At 68.3% G+C, this 21,101-nt stretch carries 17 protein-coding genes; 13 read left to right on the forward strand and 4 right to left on the reverse strand.

All coding sequences use genetic code 11. The features are described 5' to 3' along the window. The first annotated feature begins 57 nt into the window (after window positions 1–57). The 12 genes from G6N75_RS11890 (at window position 58) to G6N75_RS11945 (ending at window position 14,476) form a co-directional block, all read left to right on the forward strand. On the forward strand, window positions 58–795 hold the full coding sequence (locus tag G6N75_RS11890) for an OmpA family protein (RefSeq protein WP_165348579.1): 738 nt from the start codon (window positions 58–60) through the stop codon (window positions 793–795). 87 nt (window positions 796–882) lie between these two features. Next, complete coding sequence (locus tag G6N75_RS11895; RefSeq protein WP_165348580.1) at window positions 883–1,539, forward strand: energy-coupling factor ABC transporter permease; 657 nt, start codon at window positions 883–885, stop codon at window positions 1,537–1,539. Between the two features lie 102 nt (window positions 1,540–1,641). Next, window positions 1,642–2,367: a DUF2057 family protein gene (locus G6N75_RS11900; RefSeq protein ID WP_165348581.1), complete on the forward strand. Its 726-nt coding sequence runs from the start codon at window positions 1,642–1,644 to the stop codon at window positions 2,365–2,367. Between the two features lie 222 nt (window positions 2,368–2,589). Further along, on the forward strand, window positions 2,590–3,345 hold the full coding sequence (locus tag G6N75_RS11905; protein WP_165348582.1) for a DUF3450 domain-containing protein: 756 nt from the start codon (window positions 2,590–2,592) through the stop codon (window positions 3,343–3,345). Beyond that, entirely contained in the window at window positions 3,342–4,757 is a 1,416-nt protein-coding gene (locus tag G6N75_RS11910) for a MotA/TolQ/ExbB proton channel family protein (RefSeq protein ID WP_165348583.1), read from the forward strand. The genes G6N75_RS11905 and G6N75_RS11910 overlap by 4 nt, the downstream gene beginning before the upstream one ends. 19 nt (window positions 4,758–4,776) lie before the next feature. Next, window positions 4,777–5,304, forward strand: a complete 528-nt coding sequence (locus G6N75_RS11915) for a MotA/TolQ/ExbB proton channel family protein (protein ID WP_165348584.1) — start codon at window positions 4,777–4,779, stop codon at window positions 5,302–5,304. Between the two features lie 10 nt (window positions 5,305–5,314). Further along, the gene (locus G6N75_RS11920) at window positions 5,315–5,731 is read left to right on the forward strand and encodes a biopolymer transporter ExbD (RefSeq protein ID WP_165348585.1); all 417 of its coding nucleotides are present in this window, start codon (window positions 5,315–5,317) and stop codon (window positions 5,729–5,731) included. A 6-nt stretch (window positions 5,732–5,737) separates the two neighbouring features. Continuing rightward, window positions 5,738–6,343 (forward strand): energy transducer TonB, encoded by a 606-nt coding sequence (locus tag G6N75_RS11925; RefSeq protein WP_165348586.1) that lies wholly within the window; start codon window positions 5,738–5,740, stop codon window positions 6,341–6,343. Between the two features lie 2 nt (window positions 6,344–6,345). Continuing rightward, window positions 6,346–7,644 (forward strand): tetratricopeptide repeat protein, encoded by a 1,299-nt coding sequence (locus tag G6N75_RS11930; RefSeq protein ID WP_165348587.1) that lies wholly within the window; start codon window positions 6,346–6,348, stop codon window positions 7,642–7,644. A gap of 187 nt (window positions 7,645–7,831) precedes the next feature. Beyond that, the gene (locus tag G6N75_RS11935) at window positions 7,832–10,942 is read left to right on the forward strand and encodes a TonB-dependent receptor (RefSeq protein WP_165348588.1); all 3,111 of its coding nucleotides are present in this window, start codon (window positions 7,832–7,834) and stop codon (window positions 10,940–10,942) included. A gap of 72 nt (window positions 10,943–11,014) precedes the next feature. Beyond that, window positions 11,015–12,910 (forward strand): hypothetical protein, encoded by a 1,896-nt coding sequence (locus tag G6N75_RS11940; RefSeq protein ID WP_165348589.1) that lies wholly within the window; start codon window positions 11,015–11,017, stop codon window positions 12,908–12,910. A gap of 180 nt (window positions 12,911–13,090) precedes the next feature. After that, a complete protein-coding gene (locus G6N75_RS11945; protein WP_165348590.1) occupies window positions 13,091–14,476 on the forward strand; it encodes a leucyl aminopeptidase family protein in 1,386 nt (461 codons plus the stop codon). On the opposite strand, the gene G6N75_RS11950 is transcribed toward G6N75_RS11945, so the two are convergent. The 4 genes from G6N75_RS11950 to G6N75_RS11965 all read right to left on the reverse strand — a co-directional run bounded on the left by G6N75_RS11950 (window position 14,464) and on the right by G6N75_RS11965 (window position 20,503). After that, window positions 14,464–15,201 (reverse strand): DUF1461 domain-containing protein, encoded by a 738-nt coding sequence (locus tag G6N75_RS11950; RefSeq protein WP_165348591.1) that lies wholly within the window; start codon window positions 15,199–15,201, stop codon window positions 14,464–14,466. The two genes, G6N75_RS11945 and G6N75_RS11950, sit on opposite strands and share 13 nt — an antisense overlap. Beyond that, on the reverse strand, window positions 15,191–16,930 hold the full coding sequence (gene aceK / locus G6N75_RS11955; protein WP_165348592.1) for a bifunctional isocitrate dehydrogenase kinase/phosphatase: 1,740 nt from the start codon (window positions 16,928–16,930) through the stop codon (window positions 15,191–15,193). The genes G6N75_RS11950 and aceK overlap by 11 nt, the downstream gene beginning before the upstream one ends. Window positions 16,931–16,942: 12 nt before the next feature. After that, entirely contained in the window at window positions 16,943–18,244 is a 1,302-nt protein-coding gene (icd, locus tag G6N75_RS11960; protein WP_165348593.1) for an NADP-dependent isocitrate dehydrogenase, read from the reverse strand. 111 nt (window positions 18,245–18,355) lie between these two features. Further along, on the reverse strand, window positions 18,356–20,503 hold the full coding sequence (locus tag G6N75_RS11965) for a S9 family peptidase (protein WP_206203097.1): 2,148 nt from the start codon (window positions 20,501–20,503) through the stop codon (window positions 18,356–18,358). Window positions 20,504–20,657: 154 nt separating this feature from the next. On the opposite strand from G6N75_RS11965, the gene G6N75_RS11970 reads away from it, so the two are divergent. Continuing rightward, window positions 20,658–21,092 (forward strand): CBS domain-containing protein, encoded by a 435-nt coding sequence (locus G6N75_RS11970; protein WP_165348594.1) that lies wholly within the window; start codon window positions 20,658–20,660, stop codon window positions 21,090–21,092. Window positions 21,093–21,101: the final 9 nt, after the last annotated feature.

Raw genomic sequence — 21,101 nt, forward strand, 5'->3', positions numbered from 1 at the left:
AGTGCAATGACTCCCCGCGGCGGACATCCCGTCCGCAGCTGTAACGGAGGATCGAGCATGAGCAGGAAATTCATCGTACTGGCCGCGCTGGCGGCCCTCGCCGCTGCCGCCACGCCGGCCGGTGCCGCCACGCCGGAGAGCGGGCAGGGCGCAACCAGCATCGGGATCGTGGTGGGCGGCGTACTCGGCGCGGTCGTCGGCGGGCCGCCGGGCGCCATCGCCGGCATGACGCTGGGCGGCATCGCCACCGAGCGTGAGCTCGAGGCGCGTCGCAACGGCGAACTCGAGGCGGAGACCGCGAACCTGGCCCGGGAGCGGGACCGGCTCGCGGCAGAGCGCAGCGGCCTGCAGGCGCGGGTGACCGAACTCGACCGGCATCTCGAGCACGAGCGGCGGCTGGCGGCCGCGCGCCCGGATGTCTCCGAGCTGGCCGACGGCCTGGCCTTCAGCGTGGGCTTCAGGACTGACAGCGCCGAGCCGCCGGCGACCGCGGACGACAGCCTGGCAGCGCTGGCGCTGCTGATTGCGGCGGTGCCGGGCCTCGAGGTGCGACTCGACGGCTATGCCGATCCGCGCGGCGCCGACGAGCACAACCTGGCGCTGTCCGAGGCCCGTGCCGCGGCGATTCGCGACCGGCTGGTGGCGGCGGGCATCCCGGCCAGCCGGATTCGCCTCGCCGGCCATGGCGCGACGGCGGACGGGGAGGTGATGACTGACCCCGACGGCTGGGCACTGCAGCGGCGGGTCGAGATCCGGTTGGAGCGCGATGAGGAGCGCGTGGTCGCGCGGCCCTGAGCGCGACGCCGCGTACAATAGCGACTGCCCGGCGGGCCGCGCCCGCCGGGCAGCTTTTCTTGCCCGGCCAGGATCCGACCCGCCACGATGCAATTCGAGCCGCAACTGCTGCCCCCCCATGCGCTGCCGTGGACCTGGGGCCTTGCGGTCATGCTGCTGCCGGCCTTGCGCGGCCTCGGCGCGCTGCGCGGCCATCCGGAGCGGCTGCACCTCCTGTTGGGTACTGCCGTGGCGCTGGCCGTATTGTGGAGCGTCAGCGCGCGGGTCGACCCCGGCGTGTCGGTACATGTTCTCGGCACGCCGCTCGCGACGCTCTTGCTGGGCTGGCGACTGGCGCTCGTGGCGGCTGCCCTGGCGGAGGCGGCGCTGGTCGTGAGCGGCAACGTGGCCCCGGGAATCGCGCCCGTGAACTGGCTGTTGAGCGGCGTGCTGCCGGCTTCCGCGAGCTGGCTCGTGGCCTGGGCGGCCCGCTTCCGGCTGCCGCGCAATCCCTTCATCTTCATCTTCGTGTGCGGTTTCTTCGGCGCCGGCAGCGCGCTGCTCGTCACCTGGCTGGCGGCCAGTGCGCTCCTGCTGACGGCGGGCCAGCCATTGCCGAGCGGCCCCGGCGTCGCGTTGTGGAGCTTCCTGCCCCTGGTGCTGTTCCCGGAGGCCTTCATCAACGGGGCCCTGGCCAGCATGCTGATCGTCTATCGCCCCGACTGGGTGCGGCTCTACGACGAGCATTTCTATGCCCGGAGCTGACCCTGCGGCCACGGTGGCGCCGCGTCATCCGGCCGGACCGCCCGCTGCCGGGCGCTGTGATAGGCTTCCGTTCCGTCTTCATCCGAGCCGGAGTTCCACGCCATGCAGAGGTCCCTGTCGCTCGCGCTGATGCTGCTCGCCGTGCTGTTCGCCGGTTGCGCGAGCGGCCCGATCGTCCTCCACGACAATGCGGTACCGGCGGACGAGGTGGCGACACTGGTGTTGCCGGAACAGCTCGAGGTCGCCCGCGTCAACGGGGTCGAAATCGAGGGCGCCAGCGGCATGCTGACCAGCGGGGACCGGACCCTGGAACTCGCGCCGGGCCGCTACGAGATCCTCGCCTTCTACCGCGAGTTGTGGGCCCTGGGAGAGCAGCATGAGATCCTGCGTTCCGATCCGGTCCTGTTCGAACTGGAGGCCGCCGCAGGCGGCCGCTATCGCATGGATTACCAGCGGCCTGAGAACCTCGAGTCGGCGCGTGGGCTGGCGGCCGATTTTCACGGCTGGATCGAGGATCTTGCCGCGGGGGAACGGACTCCTTCACAGGCCAGTGGCCTGCGGTTTCGCGGCGGGCTCGCCTCCGCATTCGCCTTCGACGACGTGCTGGTGCCCTCCGGCGACGGTGGCGGAAGCCAGGCCGTGGCACCGCTGTCCAGTTCCGCGACCGCGCCTGCGGCGACGGCAACGACGGTGCCGGAAGCCGCCCTGGAGAGCGCTTCTGCGCCCACGCCGGAGGGGAGCTGGCTGGACCTTATGAAGAGCTGGTGGCATCAGGCCAGCGAGGACGAACGCCGGGCATTCCTGCGCTGGCTGGCGGAGCCGCGCTAGCTGCGGGTTCCTCTTCAAGAGCACCGCGTCCGGCCGCCTGCAACATTACTGCAACATTTCCCGCCTAGTATCGCAGCCACGCAACGAAACCAGGCAGGCCAGCCCGTCACCGGCGCGGCCTCTCCTGCTTTCGACCTCTAGCCGTCTCCGCGGCGGCGCACCTGCGCCCTCATGACCCCGGGAGCTGACATGCGATCTCGAGCCAGTACTTTGAATTCATTCATGCTAGCGGGCGTCTTGCTCGCAGCGTCGACCTGCCCGTCGCTCGTGCTGGGCGCCGAGGTGGACAGCGTCATCCGCAAGGGGGCCGAGCGCGTGCGCGTCGCCCAGGCCGCCCAGGACCGGGTGGACGACATCGTCGAGTCGACCCGCACGCTCGAGGACCAGTACCGGACCGCGCTGAAGGAGATTGAAGGCCTGGAGGTCTACAACGGCTTGATGAACACCCAGATCTCCGGCCAGATCAACGAGATCGAGGAACTCGGTGCCGCCATCGACCAGGTCACGGTCATCGAGCGCCAGATCACGCCGCTGATGATCCGGATGATCGACGGCCTGGAGCAGTTCATCGCCCTGGACGTGCCGTTCCTGCTGGAAGAGCGGGAAGAGCGCGTGCGGGGCCTGCACGAGCTGATGGAGCGCGCCGACGTGACCGTCGCCGAAAAATTCCGGCGCGTCACCGAGGCCTACCAGATCGAGATGGATTACGGCCGGACGGTGCTGGCCTATGAGGGTACGCTCGAGCTCGACGGCGGCCTGCGCGAGGTGAATTTCCTGCGCGTCGGCCGGATCGGGCTCTATTACCAGAGTGCCGACGCCGCCCGTACCGGCGTCTGGAACCCCCACGTCGGGCAGTGGCAGGTGCTGGATTCCGCCGCGGCTCGCAACCAGGTCCGCATGGGAATCAGGGTGGCCAACAAGCAGGTCGCGCCCGACCTGCTGCTGCTGCCCGTCCCCGCCCCGAGGGTTGGCTCATGAACCGACTGAAGATCGTGGCCGTCGCGCTCAGCGCCGGCATGCTGGCTGCCCCGGCAGTCGCCCAGGAACAGGCGCCTTCGCTGGCCGAGCTGCTCCAGCGGGTGGAGCAGGGCCAGGTGCAGGATCGCCGGGAGTTCCAGCAGCGTGAGGCCGAGTTCCGTGCAGCGCAGGCAGACCAGGAGCGGCTGTTGCAGGAGGCGCGCGCCGAGCGCGGGGCCCTCGAGGCCGAGAGCGAGCGGCTCGAAGGTGAGTACGAGGCCAACGAGGCTCGCGTCGCCGAGCTGGAGGAGGCGCTCAACCGGCGCCTGGGCTCGCTGAAGGAGCTGTTCGGCGTGCTGCAGCTGGTCTCCAGCGACACCCAGGGCCTGTTCGAGAACTCGATCATCAATATCCAGTACCCTGACCGCACCGATTTTCTGCAAGGCTTGACCGCCAAGATGAGTTCGAGTTCGCAGCTGGCCTCGATCGACGATCTCGAGCGGCTGTGGTTCGAGCTGCAACGCGAGATGACCGAACAGGGCCGGGTGCTGCGCTTCCCCACCGAGATCTTCGCGCTCGACGGCACCCGCGTACAGGAGGAGATCGTCCGGGTCGGCGCCTTCAATATCATCGCCGGAGACAAGTTCCTGCAGTTCACGCCCGAGACCGGGAACGTCGCGGTGATGCCGCGCCAGCCGGAGCGGGCCCGCTTCACGCGCTCGGCCGGTAATTTGTTTGCGGCTGTCGGCGAGGACACGATGGTGCCCTTCGCCGTGGATCCGACACGGGGCCAGATTCTCGGCCTGCTGACCGAGAAGCCCAACTTGGTGGAGCGTATCCAGCAGGGCGGCGTGGTCGGCTACGTGATTATCGGCCTGGGCATCCTGGCGCTGCTCCTGGCGGCCGAGCGACTCATTTCGCTGGGGCTCGCCAGCCGCAAGGTCTCGGCCCAGCTCAATGCTTCCGCCCCCGACAGCGGCAACCCCCTGGGACGGCTGCTGCTGGTCGCGCAGCAGAACGCCGGGCGCGACACGGAAACCCTGGAGCTCAAGCTCGGCGAGGCGATGCTGCATGAAATGCCGGCGTTGAATCGCGGGGTGCTGTTCCTGAAGATCATCTCGATCGTGGCGCCGCTGCTCGGCCTGCTGGGCACGGTGACGGGCATGATCGTCACCTTCCAGGCCATCACGCTGTTCGGCACGGGCGACCCCAAGCTCATGGCCGGCGGCATTTCCCAGGCGCTGGTAACCACGGTGCTGGGACTCGTGGTGGCGATCCCGGTGGTGTTCCTGCACACGCTGGTGAACGGCCGCGCCCGGCGCATCCAGCATATCCTGCAGGAGCAGGCCGCCGGCGTAGTGGCGGAGCGGGCGGAGGAGCTCGGCGGCGACGGCCACGGGCCGGCCATGTCTGCCGTTGCGATGCGGGCCTGAATGCGCGGCGGGAACGGTCATGCAGATGCTGTTTGACGGCTACGTTGCGATCCGGGACTTCCTGGAGCTCGGCGGCGACGTGCTGGTCCTGATTGTGTTCGTGATCTTCGCCATGTGGGTGCTGATCGTCGAGCGGTTCATGTTCTTCAGCCGCCGTCGCCGCGAGATGGAGCGCGCGGTGCGCGAGCGCTGGGCCGCACGGCCGGAACGGGAGTCCTGGAATGCCCACCAGATCCGGGACGCCCTGGTGTCGCGATTCAAGCTCGAAGCCACGGCGGGCATCCCGATGATCAAGACGCTGGTCGCGCTGTGTCCGCTGCTCGGCCTGCTGGGCACGGTCACCGGGATGATCGCGGTGTTCGAAGTCATGGCCGTCTCGGGCACCGGCAACGCCCGCTCGATGGCCGCCGGGGTAGCCATGGCGACCGTGCCGACAATGGCCGGGATGGTCGGTGCGCTGTCCGGCGTGTTTGCCGGGACCACACTGGCGCGCAAGGCGGATCGCTCCGTCGAGAAGCTGCGCGACAGCCTGACGATGGATATCTAGGGAGCAACCCATGCGCCAACGCTTTGCCACCTTCGGGCAGGAAGAGGAGGATCAGGAGATCAACATCACGCCCATGCTGGACGTGGTGTTCATCATGCTGATCTTCTTCATCGTGACCGCTTCCTTTGTCAAGGAAGCGGGGATCGACGTCAACAAGCCCGAGGCAGCTACCTCGGAGCCCAAGGACAAGGCGAACATCCTCATCGCCATCGACGCCAACGACAAGATCTGGATCGACCGTCGCCAGGTCGATGCGCGCGCGGTGCGCGCCAATATCGAGCGGCTGCACGCGGAGAACCCGCAGGGCACGGTGGTTATCCAGGCGGACAAGGACTCGAGAACGGAAGTGCTGCTCGGCGTGATGGACTCCGCGCGCATGGCCGGAGTCTATGACGTGGCGATCGCGGCACCGAGGATCGGGGACTAGCCGCAGATGCTCGGACGCTATGCCATTGCCGTCCCGGCCGGGCTCCTGGTCACGCTGCTGCTGGTCATCGCCATGCAGGCGCTGATCGCCATGGGCAACCGGGAGCTGGATGAATCCCAGACGCGTCACTTCGTCGACTTCGTCCAGGCGCAGCGGGAGGAAGTCGTGGAGCGGAAGGACCGCAAGCCGGAAAAGCCGCCGGAGCCTTCCGAGCCGCCGCCGGACCAGCCGCAGCCGCGCACCGACAGCATCGACCCCGTGGCCGACAGCATCAGCATTGCGGCCGCGCCGGTGTCTACCGACGTGCAGCTCGGCGGCATTGGCCTCGGCGGCGGCGACGGCGACTACCTGCCGATCGTCAAGGTGGCGCCGGTGTACCCCCAGCGAGCTTTGGCGCGCGGCATCGAGGGGTACGTGGTCGTGGAGTTCACAGTGACCCGGGCCGGCACCGTGACCGATGTCAGTGTCCTGGAGGCCGAGCCGCCAGGCATGTTCGAGGAAGCGGCGCGTAACGCGGCCCTCAAGTTCAAGTACAAGCCCCGCGTCGTCGACGGCGAGGCTATCGAGGTCCATGGCGTGCAGAACCGCATCACCTTCCAGCTGGAGCGTTGAGCATGAGTAACCGCGGCACTCGCAGCAACCTTCCTGCCCTGGCCGTTGCCCTGCTGCTCGCGGCCGGCGCGGCCGGCGCGGGCGGCATGGCTCTCTGGCCCGAAGCGGCCGCGGCGCAGGCGCAGCAAACCCGCAAGACCCCGGCCATGCGCGAGAGCGTCTTCCGTGAATTGAGCCAGGCACAGTCGGTGGCCGATACCGGCGATATCGCCGAGGCGCTCCGGCTGCTGGATCGCGTCAAGCAACGCGACGACCTCAACAGCTACGAGCTCGCGCAGCTCTACAACTTCTACGCCTTCATCTATTACTCGCAGGAGCAGTATGCGAAGAGCATCGAGGCTTATCGCAACCTCCTGTCGCAGCCCGACCTGCCGGAGGCGCTCGAAGTCAGCACCCTCTACGGCATAGCACAGCTCAGCCTCGTGACCGAGGACTACGCCGGTGCGGTGGGCTACCTGGAGCGCTGGTTCCGCCTGGTGCCCGACCCGGGTCCCGACGCCTATGTGCTGTTGTCCCAGGCCTACTACCAGCAAGGCCAGGTCGAGAAGGCCCTGGTGCCGATTGAGAACGCCATGCGCCTTGCCCGCGAACAGGGCACGGCCGCGAAGGAGAACTGGCTGTTGCTGGCGCGGGCGCTGAATTTCGAGCTGGAGCGCTACGGCCAGGTCGTGGACGTGCTCGAACAGCTGTTGACGGATTATCCGCGCCAGGAGTACTGGGTGCAGCTTGCTGCGATGTACGGCGAGACCGGGCGCGAGCGGGAGCAGCTGGTGGCGTACGAGATTGCCTACGAGCAGGGCTACCTGGACAAGGACCGCGAGCTCGTGCTGCTGGCGCAGCTGTACCTGCAGCAGGACGTCCCCTACAAGGCTGCCCGCGTCCTGGAGGACGGCATGGCGAAGGGCGCGGTGGAGCGTTCGGCCCGCAACCTCCGCCTGCTGTCCCAGGCCTGGACGCTGGCGATGAACAACGAAGAGGCCATTGCGGCGCTGCAGGAGGCCGCCAGCCTGTCAGGCGACCCCGAGCTGTACCTGCGGCTGGCGCAGCAGTACGCCGGCCTGTCCCGCTGGGAGGATGCGCTCGGGGCGGCGCGTACCGCGCTCGATCGAGGCATCGATGACCGCGCCGACGCGCACCTCATGGTCGGCATGGCGCTCTACAACGTGGGCCGGCTGGACGAAGCCGTCGGCAACTTCCGCCAGGCCGCGGCGGACGAGCGCCTGGCCGTTACTGCGCGCCAGTGGATCGACTACATCGGCAAGGAAAAGGAGCGGCGCGAGCAGATCGCGCAGGCCGGCTGAGCGTCCCCGGTCCCGGCCACTGCAGAGGTGATCCTGAAATTCCTCGGCGCGCCGTAACGTCGCTGTAATGTTACAGCCCTAGACTGCCGCACCATCAAGCCCACCCGGGTTGCGTCACGCCGCGGCCGTGGCGCGCAGCAAAATCGTAACGAAAAGCATCCATTAATCGATCTGGAGTTTGTAAACCATGCGCTTACTGGCAGCAGTCTGGCTCTTCGCGCTCTCGAGCATGGCCTTGGCGGTCGAGTACGGCCCCGGCGACGTCACCGTGTTCGTGTTCGATCGCGGCGTGCCGGCAGAGGGCCTGGCCGTCGTGCTGGACGAGATGGAGCTCGGCCGGACGGATGCCTCGGGCGCCGTCGATTTCGCCGTGGCGGCGGGCGCCCACGAGCTGCTGCTGCGCCGTGGTACCAACGTGGTTGCTACAGTTCCCTTCAGCCTCGCCGAGGGCCGGTCGGCCGAGATCTCGGTGACGCTGATGGGTCTTGGCCGCGAGCCCCGCCTCCAGGTCCGCCAGTTCAGCGGCGGCGAAGGCCGGGCGACCGTCGGCGGCACCGTGTACGACCCCTTCGGCGAGCCGCTCGCCGACGCCACGGTCAGCGCCCCGGCAGTTGGCGTCGAGGTGCGCACGGCGGCCGACGGCACCTTCAGCATGGATCTCCCGCGCGGCGAATTCGAGCTCGTCGTCGCCCATCCGGACTTTGCCACCATGAATCTCCGCGAGGTCCGCGCCCTGGCCAGCCTCGGCGCCTCGCTCGACCTGGTGATGCGTCCCGCCGCTGCGGCGGGCGCGAGCGGCGTTATCGAGGAGGTGGTGGTGACCGGCCGCTACATCCCGGACACCTCCATGGCCAATGAGCGCACCGCCCAGTCGGTGCTCGACGTGATCACGGCGAAGGAGATCGCGATCGCCGGCGACTCGACCGCAGCCGGGGCCCTGCAGCGCGTAACGGGCGTGACCGTGCAGCGCGACCTGCCGGTGGTCCGCGGGCTCAACGACCGCTTTTCCACGACCCTGCTCAATGGCGCCGAGATTCCCAGCCCGGATCCCTCGCGTCGCGCCATCGGCCTCGACATCTTCCCTACCGACCTGATCGGCGGGATTACCGTCCAGAAGACCTTCTCCCCCGATTTGCCCGCCGACTTCTCGGCCGGCGTGATCCGCCTCCAGACGCGCGGCATTCCAGATGAGACCGAAGGCAGCATCTCCGCCTCGACGGGCTACAACACCCGTTCCACCGGGGAGCGCGGCCTCATCTACCAGGGCAGCGACACCGACCGCTGGGGCTACGACGACGGTGCACGCGACCTGCCCGACACCGCCGCGCGGCTGACCAACAACGGGCGGCTGCCGCTGAACCAGCTTTCGGCAGCGGACAACGAGGCCGTCGCCGAGTCGCTGCCGAATAACTACAACATCATGGGTTCCGAGCTGGACCCGGACTTCGGTTTCGCCGGTACCTTGGGCGGCCGCACCACCCTGGGCGACACGCCGGTGGGCGCGATCCTCGCGCTGCAGTACGACAACAGCTGGCGGTTCCGCCGCGAGGACCGCGCTGATTTCACCACGGTCACCAGCACCGGGCTGTTCGGCGACACCTCGGAACTGCAGCGCACCGAGAACACGGTGGCGACCGGCGCGATGCTGACCGCCAGCGCCGAGCTCGACCCCCGCAATACGATCAATTTTCTCTCCCTGCTCTCGCGCCGCTCGCTCGACGGCACCTACCTGGAGCAGGGCTTCAACACCAGCGACTCGCGTGACTTCCGCAGCGTCACCTTGGAGTGGTCCGAGTCCCAGCTGCTTTCCAACCAGCTCAGCGGCCGCCATGAAACCTCCTGGCTCGACGGCGTGATCGCGAACTGGCAGGTGTCGTTCTCGGCGGCGGACCGCGAAGAGCCGGCCACCCGCGAATACACCTATTCGAAACCCGCCGGCTCGGATGAGTTCTTCCGTCTGGCCACCGGGCCCGGCGAAGCTGGCCTGCCGCCGGTCTGGAGCTGGGAAGACCTCGACGAGGACACGCTCGACGCCGGGTTCAGCTTCGACATCCCCGCCGAGCTGTTCAGCAACTGGAGCGGCGAATGGAAAGTCGGCTTGTCGGCAACCCAGCGTGACCGCGACTACGAGATCGTGCGCTGGCGCTTTGCGCTGGCCCCCGGCGCCGGCGTGAACGACCCGTTCTTCTTCGAAACCTTCGTCTTCCCGTCGCCGGAGATGATCCTGATCCCCGAGCGGATCGGTCCGAACGGCTTCCAGCTGGTGAACGCCAGCACGGCCGCCGCCGGGGGCGAGAACGCCGACAACTACCAGGGCACGCACGACATCCTCGCCGGCTATTTCATGGGCGATTTCTACATCGGCAGCGACTACCGCCTGCAGGCCGGGTTCCGGGTCGAGTCCTCCGACCTGACCGTGACGACCAACTCCCTGGTGGCCCAGGGCGCCATCAGCGAAGGTCGCATCGACGAGACTGACATCCTGCCGGCAGTGAACTTCACCTGGTTCATCGACGACCAGAGTCAGCTGCGCGCAGCGTTGAGCCAGACGTTGAACCGGCCCCAGTTCCGCGAGCTTTCGCCCGCGCCCTATCGCGATCCAGAGACCCGGTTCGAGGCCGTCGGCAACCCCAACCTCGACCAGGCGGAGATCCTCAACCTCGATCTGCGCTACGAGCGCTACTGGTCGAATGACGAGGGCTTTACGGTCGCGGCCTTCTACAAGGACTTTACGGATCCCATCGAGGTCGTGACCATCGGCGGCGGGTCGGACGACCGCGGGGTGCGCTCCTTCGCCAACGCCGACAGCGCCACGCTCTACGGCCTCGAGCTGGACGGACGCTACAGCATGGCGAGCATGTTCGAGGCCACCCCGATCGTCTCCAATATGTACCTGGCGGCCAACTTCGCCTGGATCGACTCGGAGGTCACGGTCGGCGTCAGCGACATCGGCGTGGCGACCAACGCCGAGCGGCGCCTCCAGGGCCAGTCCCCCTGGGTTGCCAACCTGACCCTGGGCTACAGCAATCCTGAGCGCGAGATCGACGCGGCGCTGCTGCTGAACGCGTTCGGCGAGCGCATCACGGAGGCCGGCGTCAACGGCGTCGAGGACGCCAAGGAGCAGACCGCGCCGCAGCTCGACTTCAACTACACCCAGGCGCTGTTCGATAACTGGGTGCTCGGGCTGAAGGCCCGCAACCTCCTCGACAGCAGGATCGAGGTGGAGCAGGGCGACTTCATCCAGCGGAGCTACCGCACCGGCAGGACCTACTCAGCTTCGCTCAAGTACCGCTTTTGATCCATGAACCGCAACACCCAACCCAACCATCAACCTGACCAAGCCCCGTCCAGAGCTGGAGGAATCTCCGATATGTTTTCCAAGAAGACTGCCTTTATCGCTGTCATTGCCGGTGCGGCGTTCATCGCCGGCTGCGATAGCGACGACGGGTCCGATTTCGGCCCCGGGTCCCCGTCCATCGTGATCAACCAGCCCCCGGTGACGGTGGTTATCAATAACACCGGCGGCGGTGGCGGCCCGGTCGATCCGGGCGATCCGGACGACGACACTGTCGGCGGCCAGCCGGCCGGCCCGTGCCGCGTCGACAACCCGAACGACCCGATTCCCGACGGCGCCCTGCTCGGCTGCGTGGCCTCGGATGATGGCGCCAGTGACACCGGCGCGACCCCGGCGCCCGACGCCATCGTGAACGACCCCTGGGCACTCAGCGATTTCTTCGCCGGCATCAGTGCCGCGCCCGCGCTGAACAACACCGAAGACGTGCGTGGCGCCATCGACAGCACCGGCATGCCGATCGGCTCGCCGGCGCGCTTGTCGGCCAGCTTCTCGGCGCCCGCCGAGTGGCCCCCGGCCTCCGCGACGGACGCGACCTCGCTGCCGGTGCCGAGCTATATCGGCAACACCAGCTACATCGGCGCGTTCCCCCCGGGGGTCACTCGCGACCAGCAGTGGACAGCCGACTGGACCATCCGGGTCAACGGCAACGATGCCGTATGGGGCTTCGCGGGCGGCGAGCCGGGCACTGCGCTCGCCGGTAACACCTCGGCGCCGGTGGCCGACGGCAACTGCCCGGCCGGCACCACCCTGGCCGGCACCTTCTCGGACCTCGTCGGCGCGCTGGCGGACGACGAGGCCGAGCTGTTCACTGGCAGCGCCGCCACCGGCGACTACGACGTCTGCACGCTGGCGGTGCGCTATGACACCGACGGCGCCACGATTACGCTGACCAACGACAACGTCTACAACATCGCTGACGGCTTCCCGGGCACCAAGGTCGGCCTTGGCGACGATGCCGATCCGGCCAACGACGTGGACGTGACCCTGGTCATCGAGGCCGGGACACTGATCTACGGCGAGCCGCAGGAAGCCCTGGTCGTGACCCGCGGCGCCACCATCGAGGTCAACGGCACGCAGAGCGCGCCGGTGGTCATGACGTCGCTGGAGCAGCTGAGCGGCCGCTTCGACGGCGACCCCAGCACCAACGTCGACGGCAGCCAGCAGGGCGAGTGGGCCGGCTTCGCGCTGATGGGCCGCGCCCGCAGCAACCAGTGCGGCGCCAGCTTCGCGGACTGCAACGTGCTGGCCGAGGGCGGCATCGGCAACTATGGCGGCGACGTCGACGACGACTCGTCGGGCAACGTCAACTACCTGATCATCCGCCATGCCGGCAACGACCTCGACGGCCAGGGCAACGAGCTCAACGGCTTCACCCTGTTCGGCGTCGGCCGCAACACCGAGATCCAGAACGTCCAGATCCACCGCGGCTTCGATGACGGCATCGAGTTCTTCGGTGGCGGCGCGTTCGTGCGCTACCTGGTGCTGACGGGCAACGGCGACGACAGCCTCGACTACGATTCGGGCTGGACCGGCGGTGCCCAGAACGTCCTGATCATCCAGGAGGGCGCGCCGCGCGGCAACAACGGCATCGAGGCCGATTCCCGCTTCGCACTGGAGCCGATCACCTTCGAGCTCCTCGCCAACGTGACCATCCTGGGTCCCGTGAGCCGCGCCTCGAACAACCCGGCTGCCGGGGACGAGGGCATTCGCTTCCGCGAGGGCAAGCGCGGCCAGGTGCACAACACGATCGTCTCCGGCGATTACAGCGGTTGCATCAACTTCAATGACGTGGAAACCTTCGACCGCGCGGCGGAAGAGGGCGGCACGCCGCCGGATGCGCCGGGCCCGCACCTGGTGTTCCGCAACACCATCGTGGATTGCGTCGGCGGTCCCAACTACAAGCAGGAGTGATCCTGGCGGGCGCCGGCCCCACCGGCGCCCCCTGACCAGGCAGCTACGTGGCGGCGTCACAGGTGACTGTGGCGCCGCCCTTTTTTTGGCGCGGCCAAAGCAGCGTCCCGGCACCACGATGGCCGTGCGGCGGGGATGGCATAATCGGGCGCCCCGTTGCTGTTGCCGAGGACCCCGCGCATGCCCGCAGAAGACTTCTACACGACTCAGGGCGCCGGCGCCTGCCCCGTCCACCTCGTGCCCGAAGACGGCCTCGAGGCGAAACTCGGAGAGCTGACGGACGCGCATCGCAGTTGGGTCCGCGCTACCGGCTGGCAGGCCAAGCCGGGCACGGTGCTGGCCCTGCCGGGCCCCGAAGGGAGCCTGGCCACCGTGCTGGCCGGGGCGGGCGGCCCCGAGCCGTTCTGGGCGCTGGCGGCGCTGCCGTCCCAGCTGCCTCCGGGCAGCTACTTTTTCGCCGACGCTGCCGCGAGCGGCGAACTCGAGCGCCGCGCGCTGGCCTGGGGCATCGGCCAGTACGCCTACAGCCGGCGCAGCGAGGGCCAGGCGCCGGCGCCGCGGGTCCTGGCCTGGCCCGAGGGGCTCGACGCCGAGCGAGTGATCTCCGGCGTGGCCGCGGATGCGCTGGTGCGCGACCTGGTCAACACGCCGGCCGGCGACCTGGGGCCGGCCGAGCTCGGCAAGGCGGCGGCGGGACTGGCGGCCGCCGCCGGGGCGGAGTTCCGCGAGACCGTGGGCGAGGCGCTGCTCGCCGAGGGCTTCCCGGCCATCCACGCCGTCGGCCGGGCCAGCGTTCGTCCGCCGCGCCTGCTGGACCTGCGCTGGGGCGACCCGGCCCGCCCGCGCGTGACGCTGGTCGGCAAGGGCGTCTGTTTCGACACCGGCGGCCTGAACCTCAAGCCGGCGCAGGGCATGCGCAACATGAAAAAAGACATGGGCGGGGCAGCCCACGTACTCGGCCTGGCGAAGATGATCATGGATGCGGGGCTGCCGGTGCGCCTGCGGGTGCTCATTCCCGCGGTCGAGAACAGCGTCTCGGGCAACGCCTACCGGCCGGGCGACGTCGTGCCGACCCGGGCGGGGCTGACAGTGGAGATCGGCAACACCGACGCCGAGGGCCGGGTCGTGCTGGCCGACGCGCTGGCCCTGGCCGACGAGGAAGAGCCGGAGCTGCTGCTCGATTTCGCTACCCTGACCGGCGCCGCGCGGGTGGCGCTCGGCCCCGACCTGCCGGCGCTGTTCGCCACCGACGAGATGCTGGCCCGGGACTGGGCCAAGGCCGGCATTGAGCAGGGTGACCCGCTCTGGCCGCTGCCGCTGTGGGCGCCTTATGCCGCCAACCTCGCCGGCGGCATCGCCGATCTCAACAACATCAATGCCGACGGCTTCGCCGGCGCCATCTACGGCGGGCTGTTCCTGCAGCGCTTCGTGCGGCGGGCCGGGGCCTGGGCCCATGTCGACACCTTTGCCTGGAATCCGCGCAACCGGCCGGGGCGGCCGGAGGGCGGCATGAGCCAGGGAGTGCGGGCGGCCTTCGGGCTGCTGGCGCAGCGCTACCCGGCCTGAGGCGCCGTGCGGCCCGCCAGCCAGAGCAGGGCGGCGTAGTACAGCACCGCCAGCGGCAGCATCACCAGCGTGATCGCGCCGAACAGGTAGGGCGCCATCATGAAGGTCGACATCAGCGAGTCCTGGTAATAGAAGAACCAGGGGTGGTCCGGCGGAAAGACCAGGTCGTGGGCCCAGGCGAATACGCGGCGCGGCCCGACCAGCAGCACGAGCGCGACCCCGGCGGCGACTGCGGCCAGGCTCAGCCCCAGCAGCCGGCGCAGCGGCGGCATGGTCCAGCCGAGGCGCCGCATCAGCACCAGGTGGACCACCACCCATGCCATGGCCAGCGCCCCGGCGGGGAGCAGGCGCTCCAGCAGCGTGGCGACGTCCCGCAGGTGACCTGCTTCCGGCGGCCGCAGCAGGCGGTCGAGAGGCCTGCCGGCGGGATCGCGGTAGGCCAGCTCCTCCAGGCCCTCGCCCGAGCGGTGGATCGCGTCGACGATGGCGGCAAACAGCCGCTGGCGCTCGGCGGGGGTCGTGGTTTCGAAACCGCGCTTGTAGCGGTTCTGTGGCGCGAACTCCTCGATGTGCTCATGGACGCCGATCCGGTCGTAGAACACGGGATAGAGGAAATCGACCGCCGCCAGGCTGTGCCAGGACAGCCACAGCGCCGCCAGGGCGGCTGCCGGCAGCAGCAGCCACAGGTGCGCGGTGCGCCCGCGGCCGGCCGCTTCAGGCGGCATCCGCAGCCGCGGCCAGGCTCGGCCGGTAGGGCAGGATCTCGAGCACTTCCCCCGCCTCGTGGCGCCGCTTCAGGTCGCGCCAGAACTCGGGCGTCAGCAGGTCGGCATGGTGTTCCAGGAACACCTCCAGCTGTTCCGGCTCGAGGCCGAGAAAGTTGATGAACTGCTCGGGGAAGACGTCGTCCTCGTCGACGAAGAACCAGGCCTCGGACTGCATCTCCTCTTCCACTGAGCGGGCCCGCGGCAGCTTGCGGAAATTGCATTCCGTCACCAGGCAGAGCTCGTCGTAGTCGTAGAAGATCACACGTCCGTTGCGCGTCACGCCGAAATTCTTCAAGAGCAGGTCGCCCGGGAAGATATTGGTGGCGGCCAGGTCGCGGATGGCCTGGCCGTAGTCCAGCACGGCGTGGCGGGCTGCCAGCGGCGAGGCTTCCGCCAGGTAGAGGTTGAGGGGCCGGAGGCGGCGTTCGACGTAGCAATGATCGACCACCACGTCCTCGCCTTCCACCGACACGGTCTGCGAGCACGACTCCAGCAGGTGTGCGAGCAGCGCCGGTTCGAAGCGGGTGCGCGGGAAGCGGAGCTTCTTGAACTCCTGCGCGTCCACCAGCCGCCCGGCGCGGTCATGGCGGAACACCAGGTAGTACTTGTCGAGCACGTCGCGGCGCACCACGGTCTTCGGGTAGGCGAAGCGGTCGCGGATGATCTTGAACACCACGTCGTAGGAGGGCAGCGTGAACACCGCCATGACCATGCCGCGTTCGCCCGGCGCCTCGACGAACTGGTCGCGCGAATTCTGCAGGTGGCGGAACAGGGTGCGATAGGTCTCGGTCTTGCCCTGCCGGGCGCGGCCGAGGACGGTGAACAGTTCCGCCAGCGGCTTGCGCGGCAGGATGGTACGCAGGAAGACCACGGCGTCGTGGACGGTTTCGAGGTCGGCGTGAAAATAGCTGCGGGTGAAGCCGAACAGGATGCTGGTGTCGCGCACCGAGGTGAGCAGCGCATCGACGGCGACGCCGTCGGCGGTGTTCTTGAGCGCGATCACCAGCGGCTGGGGCTGCGCTGCGCCGAGCGCGCGGCCGACCAGGTAGGCGCGCGTGTTCTGGTAGAAAATCGGGCGCATGAACTCGACGCGCTCGAGTTTCTGCAGGCCGCCCAGCGGCTCCCAGGCCCGCGTCAGCTCGCTCACGACGAAATCCACGCTGCCCTTGAAATCCTGCCAGGGCGACTCGAAGGTGTGGTCCTCGAGGATTTCCTCGACCATCTCCTCCGGGCGGCCGTCGAGTTCGTAGAGCTTGAGCTGCTGCGGCGGCCGGATCTTGGACAGGGGATCGAGGTCCAGCGCGACGAACTCGACCTCCGGGTCGACGCCGACGGTGGCGAACAGCCGCCGGGTAATCGAGCTGAAGAAGGTCTTCTCGAATTCCAGGTCGATGAAGTCCCGGATCTCGTCCTCGAAGCAGTGCCGGATCAGGACCCACAGCTCGCGGTCGGCGGCGCGCTCGCCGAGCCGCTGCCGCAGCAGCGTGGTGGTGTAGTCGACGTAGCGGTCGTAGAGGTCGATTCGTTCCCTGGCGTCGTTGCGCCCGCCCACCCAGTCACAGGTCTCGAAGCGCAGGCGCGCCCGGCGCGTGACGGCGCGGAACTCGGCATTGTAGTCGCCGAAGGCATCGAAAATGGCCCTGGCGCAGTCCCGCGCCAGGGCCAGGTCGGGGGCTTCCTGCTGCATCCCGCCGCGGCGTCAGTCGAGATTGCCGATCAGCGCGTCGGCGAACTCGCTGCACTTCACCTCGTTGGCGCCGTCCATCAGGCGGGCGAAGTCGTAGGTCACGGTCTTGCTGCCGATGGTCCGGTCCATGGCCGCGATGATGCCGTCGGCGGCCTCGAGCCAGCCGAGGTGGCGCAGCATCATTTCGCCCGACAGGATCAGGCTGCCGGGGTTGACCTTGTCCAGGTTGGCGTATTTCGGCGCCGTGCCGTGGGTGGCTTCGAACACGGCATGGCCCGTGACCGAATTGATGTTGCCGCCGGGCGCGATGCCGATGCCGCCGACCTGGGCGGCCAGCGCATCGGAAAGATAGTCGCCGTTCAGGTTCAGGGTGGCGATCACGTCGAACTCCGACGGCCGGGTCAGGACCTGCTGCAGCGTGATATCGGCGATGGCGTCCTTGATCAGCACCTTGCCGGCGGCCAGGGCCTCCTTCTGCTCGGCGTTCGCGGCCGCCTCGCCTTCCTCGTCGCGAGTGCGCTCCCACTGGTCCCAGGTGTAGGTCTGGTCGGCGAACTCCCGCTCCGCGAGGGCGTAACCCCACTTGCGGAAGGCGCCCTCGGTGAACTTCATGATGTTGCCCTTGTGGACGAAGGTCACGCTCTTGCGCCGGTTGTCGATGGCGTACTGGATCGCCGCCCGCACCAGGCGCTCGGTGCCCTCGCGCGACACCGGCTTGATGCCGATGCCGCTGGAATCGGGGAAGCGGATCTTGCGGAACTCCTCCGGAAAGTGTTCCTCGAACAGCGCCAGGAAACGCTTGTTCGCGGGCGAGCCCTGCTCGAACTCGATGCCCGCGTAGATGTCCTCGGTGTTCTCGCGGAAGATCGCCATGTCCACGTCTTCCGGCTTCTTCACCGGCGAGGGTACGCCCTTGAACCAGCGCACCGGGCGCAGGCAGACATAGAGATCCAGCAGCTGCCGCAGGGCGACATTGAGACTGCGGATACCGCCGCCGATCGGGGTCGTCAGCGGTCCCTTGATCGCCACCAGGTATTCCCGGCAGGCCTGGACCGTCTCGTCGGGGAGCCAGGAGTTGAACAGTTCGTTGGACTTCTGGCCGGCATAGATTTCCATCCAGTGGATGCGCTTCTTGCCGCCGTAGGCCTGGGCCACTGCGGCGTCGAGCACCCGGACGGTAGCGCGCCAGATGTCGGGACCGGTGCCGTCACCCTCGATGAAAGGGATGATCGGGTTGTCCGGGACCTGCAGGACGCCGTTGTCGATGGTGATCTTGGCGCCGCCCTCGGGGACGACGATCTTGGCTACAGACATATCCGGGACTCCTTCGGAACGCGGCCTTCTGCGGGCCGCCTGGATGGATGCAGATGATAACTGATCAGCCGCCGCACTGGCTGCAGGGCGCCCGCCGCCGGCATCCCCGGCTCACTCGCGGATCCCCGCCAGGTCGATAATGAAGGCGTACTCCTGCGCGGTTTCGCGCAGGCGCTCGAAGCGGCCGCTGCGGCCCCCGTGGCCCGCTTCCATGGTGGTGCGGAAAATCAGCGGGGCGTCATTGGTCCGGTACGCGCGCAGCTTCGCCACCCACTTGGCGGGCTCCCAGTACTGGACCTGCGAGTCGTACAGCCCGGTGGTCACCATCAGGGGCGGGTAGTGCTGCGCCCGGACATTGTCGTAGGGGCTGTAGGAGAGCATGTACTGGTACCAGGGCGCGAAGCTGGGGTTGCCCCACTCGTCGAACTCGTTGGTGGTCAGCGGGATCGACTCGTCCAGCATCGTGGTCACCACGTCCACGAAGGGCACGTGCGCGACCATGCCCGCGTAGAGGTCCGGCGCCAGGTTGGCCACCGTGCCCATCAGCAGGCCGCCCGCCGAGCCGCCCATGGCGAAGACCTTGTCGGGCGCAGCATAGCCTTCCCGCACCAGGTGCCGGGTTACGTCGACAAAGTCGGTGAAGGTGTTCATCTTGTTCAGCAGCCGGCCGTCGTCGTACCAGTGCCGGCCCATTTCCTGCCCGCCGCGGATGTGGGCGATGGCGAAGACGAAGCCGCGATCGAGCAGCGACAGGCGCACCGAGCTGAAGCGCGGATCGGAACTGCTGCCGTAGGAGCCGTAGGCATACTGGTAGAGCGGCGCCGTGCCGTCGGGCAAGAAGCCCTTGCGGTACACCAGCGACACCGGGATCTTCTCGCCGTCGCGCGCCTGGGCCCAGGTCCGTTCGGTGGCGTAGTTCGCCGGGTCGAAGTCGCCCAGCACCGGGTCGCGCTTCAGCATGGTGCGCGCGCCGGTGACCACGTCGATGTCGTAGATGGTGGTCGGCGTCGTCATCGAAGTGTAGGCGTAGCGCAGCACCGTGGTGTCGAGGCGCGGATTGCCGTTGCCGCTCAGCCAGGTCGTCGAGGGGACCTGGTCGGCCGGCAGGTACTGTTCCTCGCCGTCCCAGTTCCGCACGCGCACCCGCAACAGGCCGTCTGAGCGCTCCCCGATCGCCAGGAAGGTGTCGAACACCAGGAAGCTCTGGATGAACACGTCCTCGCTGTGCGGCACCACGTCGGTCCATTCGCTGAAGTCGCTTTCGGCGCCGACCGGGACGCTCATCAGGCGATAATTGGGCGCGTCCTTGTTGGTGCGCACGATCCAGCGGTCGCCCTGGTGGTCGGGCAGGTAGAGATGCCCGCGCTCGCGCGGCAGGAACAGGCGGAACTCGCCGGCGGGGTCGTCGGCCGCCAGGATGCGGACCTCGGTGGCCTCGGTGCTGCTGAGATAGATGGCGAGGTAGTCGCGGGAGCGGCTGCGGCCGACGTAGGTGTAGAAACTGGTGTCTGCCTCCTCGTAGACGACGGGATCCTCGCCCGCGGCACCGAGTTCGTGGCGGCGCACGCGATAGGAGAGCAGCGTGACGGGGTGGTTCTCGACGTAGAACAGGGTCCGGCTGTCGCCGGCCCAGGTGAAGCTCGAGACCGGCTCGATGCCCGTGGTAAGCAGCTCGCCGGTGGCCAGGTCCCTGACTTTCAGGACGTACTGCCGGCGGCCTACGGTGTCTTCCGTCCAGGCCAGCAGCCGGTTGTCGTCCGAGACCTCGTAGCTGCCGAGGCCGAAGAAGGCATGCCCCTCGGCCATGGCGTTACCGTCGAGCAGGATTTCCTCCGGCGCGTCCATGCTCCCCTGGCGGCGCGCATGGATGGGGTACTGCTTGCCTTCCTCGTAGCGGGCGTAATACCAGTAGCCGTTGTCGAAGACCGGTACCGTGGCGTCGTCCTGCTTGATGCGGCCCACGATCTCCTCGAACAGCGTGTCGACCAGCCCCGCATAGCGCGACTCGTAGGCCTCGTACCAGGCATTCTCCGCCTCCAGGTAGGCGATGACGTCCGGGTCCTCACGCTCGTCGTCGCGCAGCCAGTACCACGGGTCCTCGCGGTTGCCCTCGGGCGATACCACCACGAAGGGGCGTTGTTCGGCCTGCGGTTCGGCCTGCGGCTCGGCCGGCGCCTCGCTGTGCTGCATCGGGGCGCAGGCGGCCAGGGCGAGGAGGGCGGCAAGGACCAGGGTGCGGAAAGCGACTTGGCTCGGCATCTGTTTCTCCGGTGACGCGGCGACGACCGCAGCAGGCAAGGCCGCAAGTTTAACGGGGTTCGGCGCCGTTGTGGCGCCCCCGCGCACCACCGGCTTTGCCCCCGGGGCGGTGCTTGCGGTAAGTTCGGTCCACAGGTCACCGGGAGAGGCTGGGATGAACACGCTGCGCACCATCCTGAAGAACAAGCCGAGCACCGAAGTCTGGTCCATCGAGCCGGGCGCGTCCGTGCTGGACGCCGTGAAGCGGATGGCCGAGCTGGGAATCGGGGCCCTGCTCGTCATGGAGGGCGAACGGCTGGTCGGCATCGTCTCCGAGCGGGATTATGCGCGCAAGGTGATCCTCAAGGGCCGCCGCTCCGAGGCCACGCTGGTGGAAGAGATCATGACCAGCGAGGTGCTGACCGCGACCCCCGGGATGACCGCGCAGCACTGCCTGGGCATGATGACGGAAGGCCATTTTCGCCACCTGCCGGTAATCGAGGACGACCGGATCATGGGCGTGGTATCCATCGGTGACCTGGTGAAATGCGTCATTGCCGACCAGCAGGTGGTGATCGAGGAACTCGAGCGTTACGTCACGGGCGGATAGGAGATCCCC

The organism is Thioalkalivibrio sp. XN8 (genome assembly GCF_011058255.1).
Lineage (GTDB): Bacteria > Pseudomonadota > Gammaproteobacteria > Steroidobacterales > XN24 > XN24.

Bases quoted from the DNA above. Each gene is read 5' to 3' on its own strand.
- G6N75_RS11890 (WP_165348579.1), top strand. From the start codon at position 58: ATGAGCAGGAAATTCATCGTACTGGCCGCGCTGGCGGCCCTCGCCGCT.
- G6N75_RS11895 (WP_165348580.1), top strand. From the start codon at position 883: ATGCAATTCGAGCCGCAACTGCTGCCCCCCCATGCGCTGCCGTGGACC.
- G6N75_RS11900 (WP_165348581.1), top strand. From the start codon at position 1,642: ATGCAGAGGTCCCTGTCGCTCGCGCTGATGCTGCTCGCCGTGCTGTTC.
- G6N75_RS11905 (WP_165348582.1), top strand. From the start codon at position 2,590: ATGCTAGCGGGCGTCTTGCTCGCAGCGTCGACCTGCCCGTCGCTCGTG.
- G6N75_RS11910 (WP_165348583.1), top strand. From the start codon at position 3,342: ATGAACCGACTGAAGATCGTGGCCGTCGCGCTCAGCGCCGGCATGCTG.
- G6N75_RS11915 (WP_165348584.1), top strand. From the start codon at position 4,777: ATGCAGATGCTGTTTGACGGCTACGTTGCGATCCGGGACTTCCTGGAG.
- G6N75_RS11920 (WP_165348585.1), top strand. From the start codon at position 5,315: ATGCGCCAACGCTTTGCCACCTTCGGGCAGGAAGAGGAGGATCAGGAG.
- G6N75_RS11925 (WP_165348586.1), top strand. From the start codon at position 5,738: ATGCTCGGACGCTATGCCATTGCCGTCCCGGCCGGGCTCCTGGTCACG.
- G6N75_RS11930 (WP_165348587.1), top strand. From the start codon at position 6,346: ATGAGTAACCGCGGCACTCGCAGCAACCTTCCTGCCCTGGCCGTTGCC.
- G6N75_RS11935 (WP_165348588.1), top strand. From the start codon at position 7,832: ATGCGCTTACTGGCAGCAGTCTGGCTCTTCGCGCTCTCGAGCATGGCC.
- G6N75_RS11940 (WP_165348589.1), top strand. From the start codon at position 11,015: ATGTTTTCCAAGAAGACTGCCTTTATCGCTGTCATTGCCGGTGCGGCG.
- G6N75_RS11945 (WP_165348590.1), top strand. From the start codon at position 13,091: ATGCCCGCAGAAGACTTCTACACGACTCAGGGCGCCGGCGCCTGCCCC.
- G6N75_RS11950 (WP_165348591.1), bottom strand. From the start codon at position 15,201: ATGCCGCCTGAAGCGGCCGGCCGCGGGCGCACCGCGCACCTGTGGCTG.
- aceK (WP_165348592.1), bottom strand. From the start codon at position 16,930: ATGCAGCAGGAAGCCCCCGACCTGGCCCTGGCGCGGGACTGCGCCAGG.
- icd (WP_165348593.1), bottom strand. From the start codon at position 18,244: ATGTCTGTAGCCAAGATCGTCGTCCCCGAGGGCGGCGCCAAGATCACC.
- G6N75_RS11965 (WP_206203097.1), bottom strand. From the start codon at position 20,503: ATGCCGAGCCAAGTCGCTTTCCGCACCCTGGTCCTTGCCGCCCTCCTC.
- G6N75_RS11970 (WP_165348594.1), top strand. From the start codon at position 20,658: ATGAACACGCTGCGCACCATCCTGAAGAACAAGCCGAGCACCGAAGTC.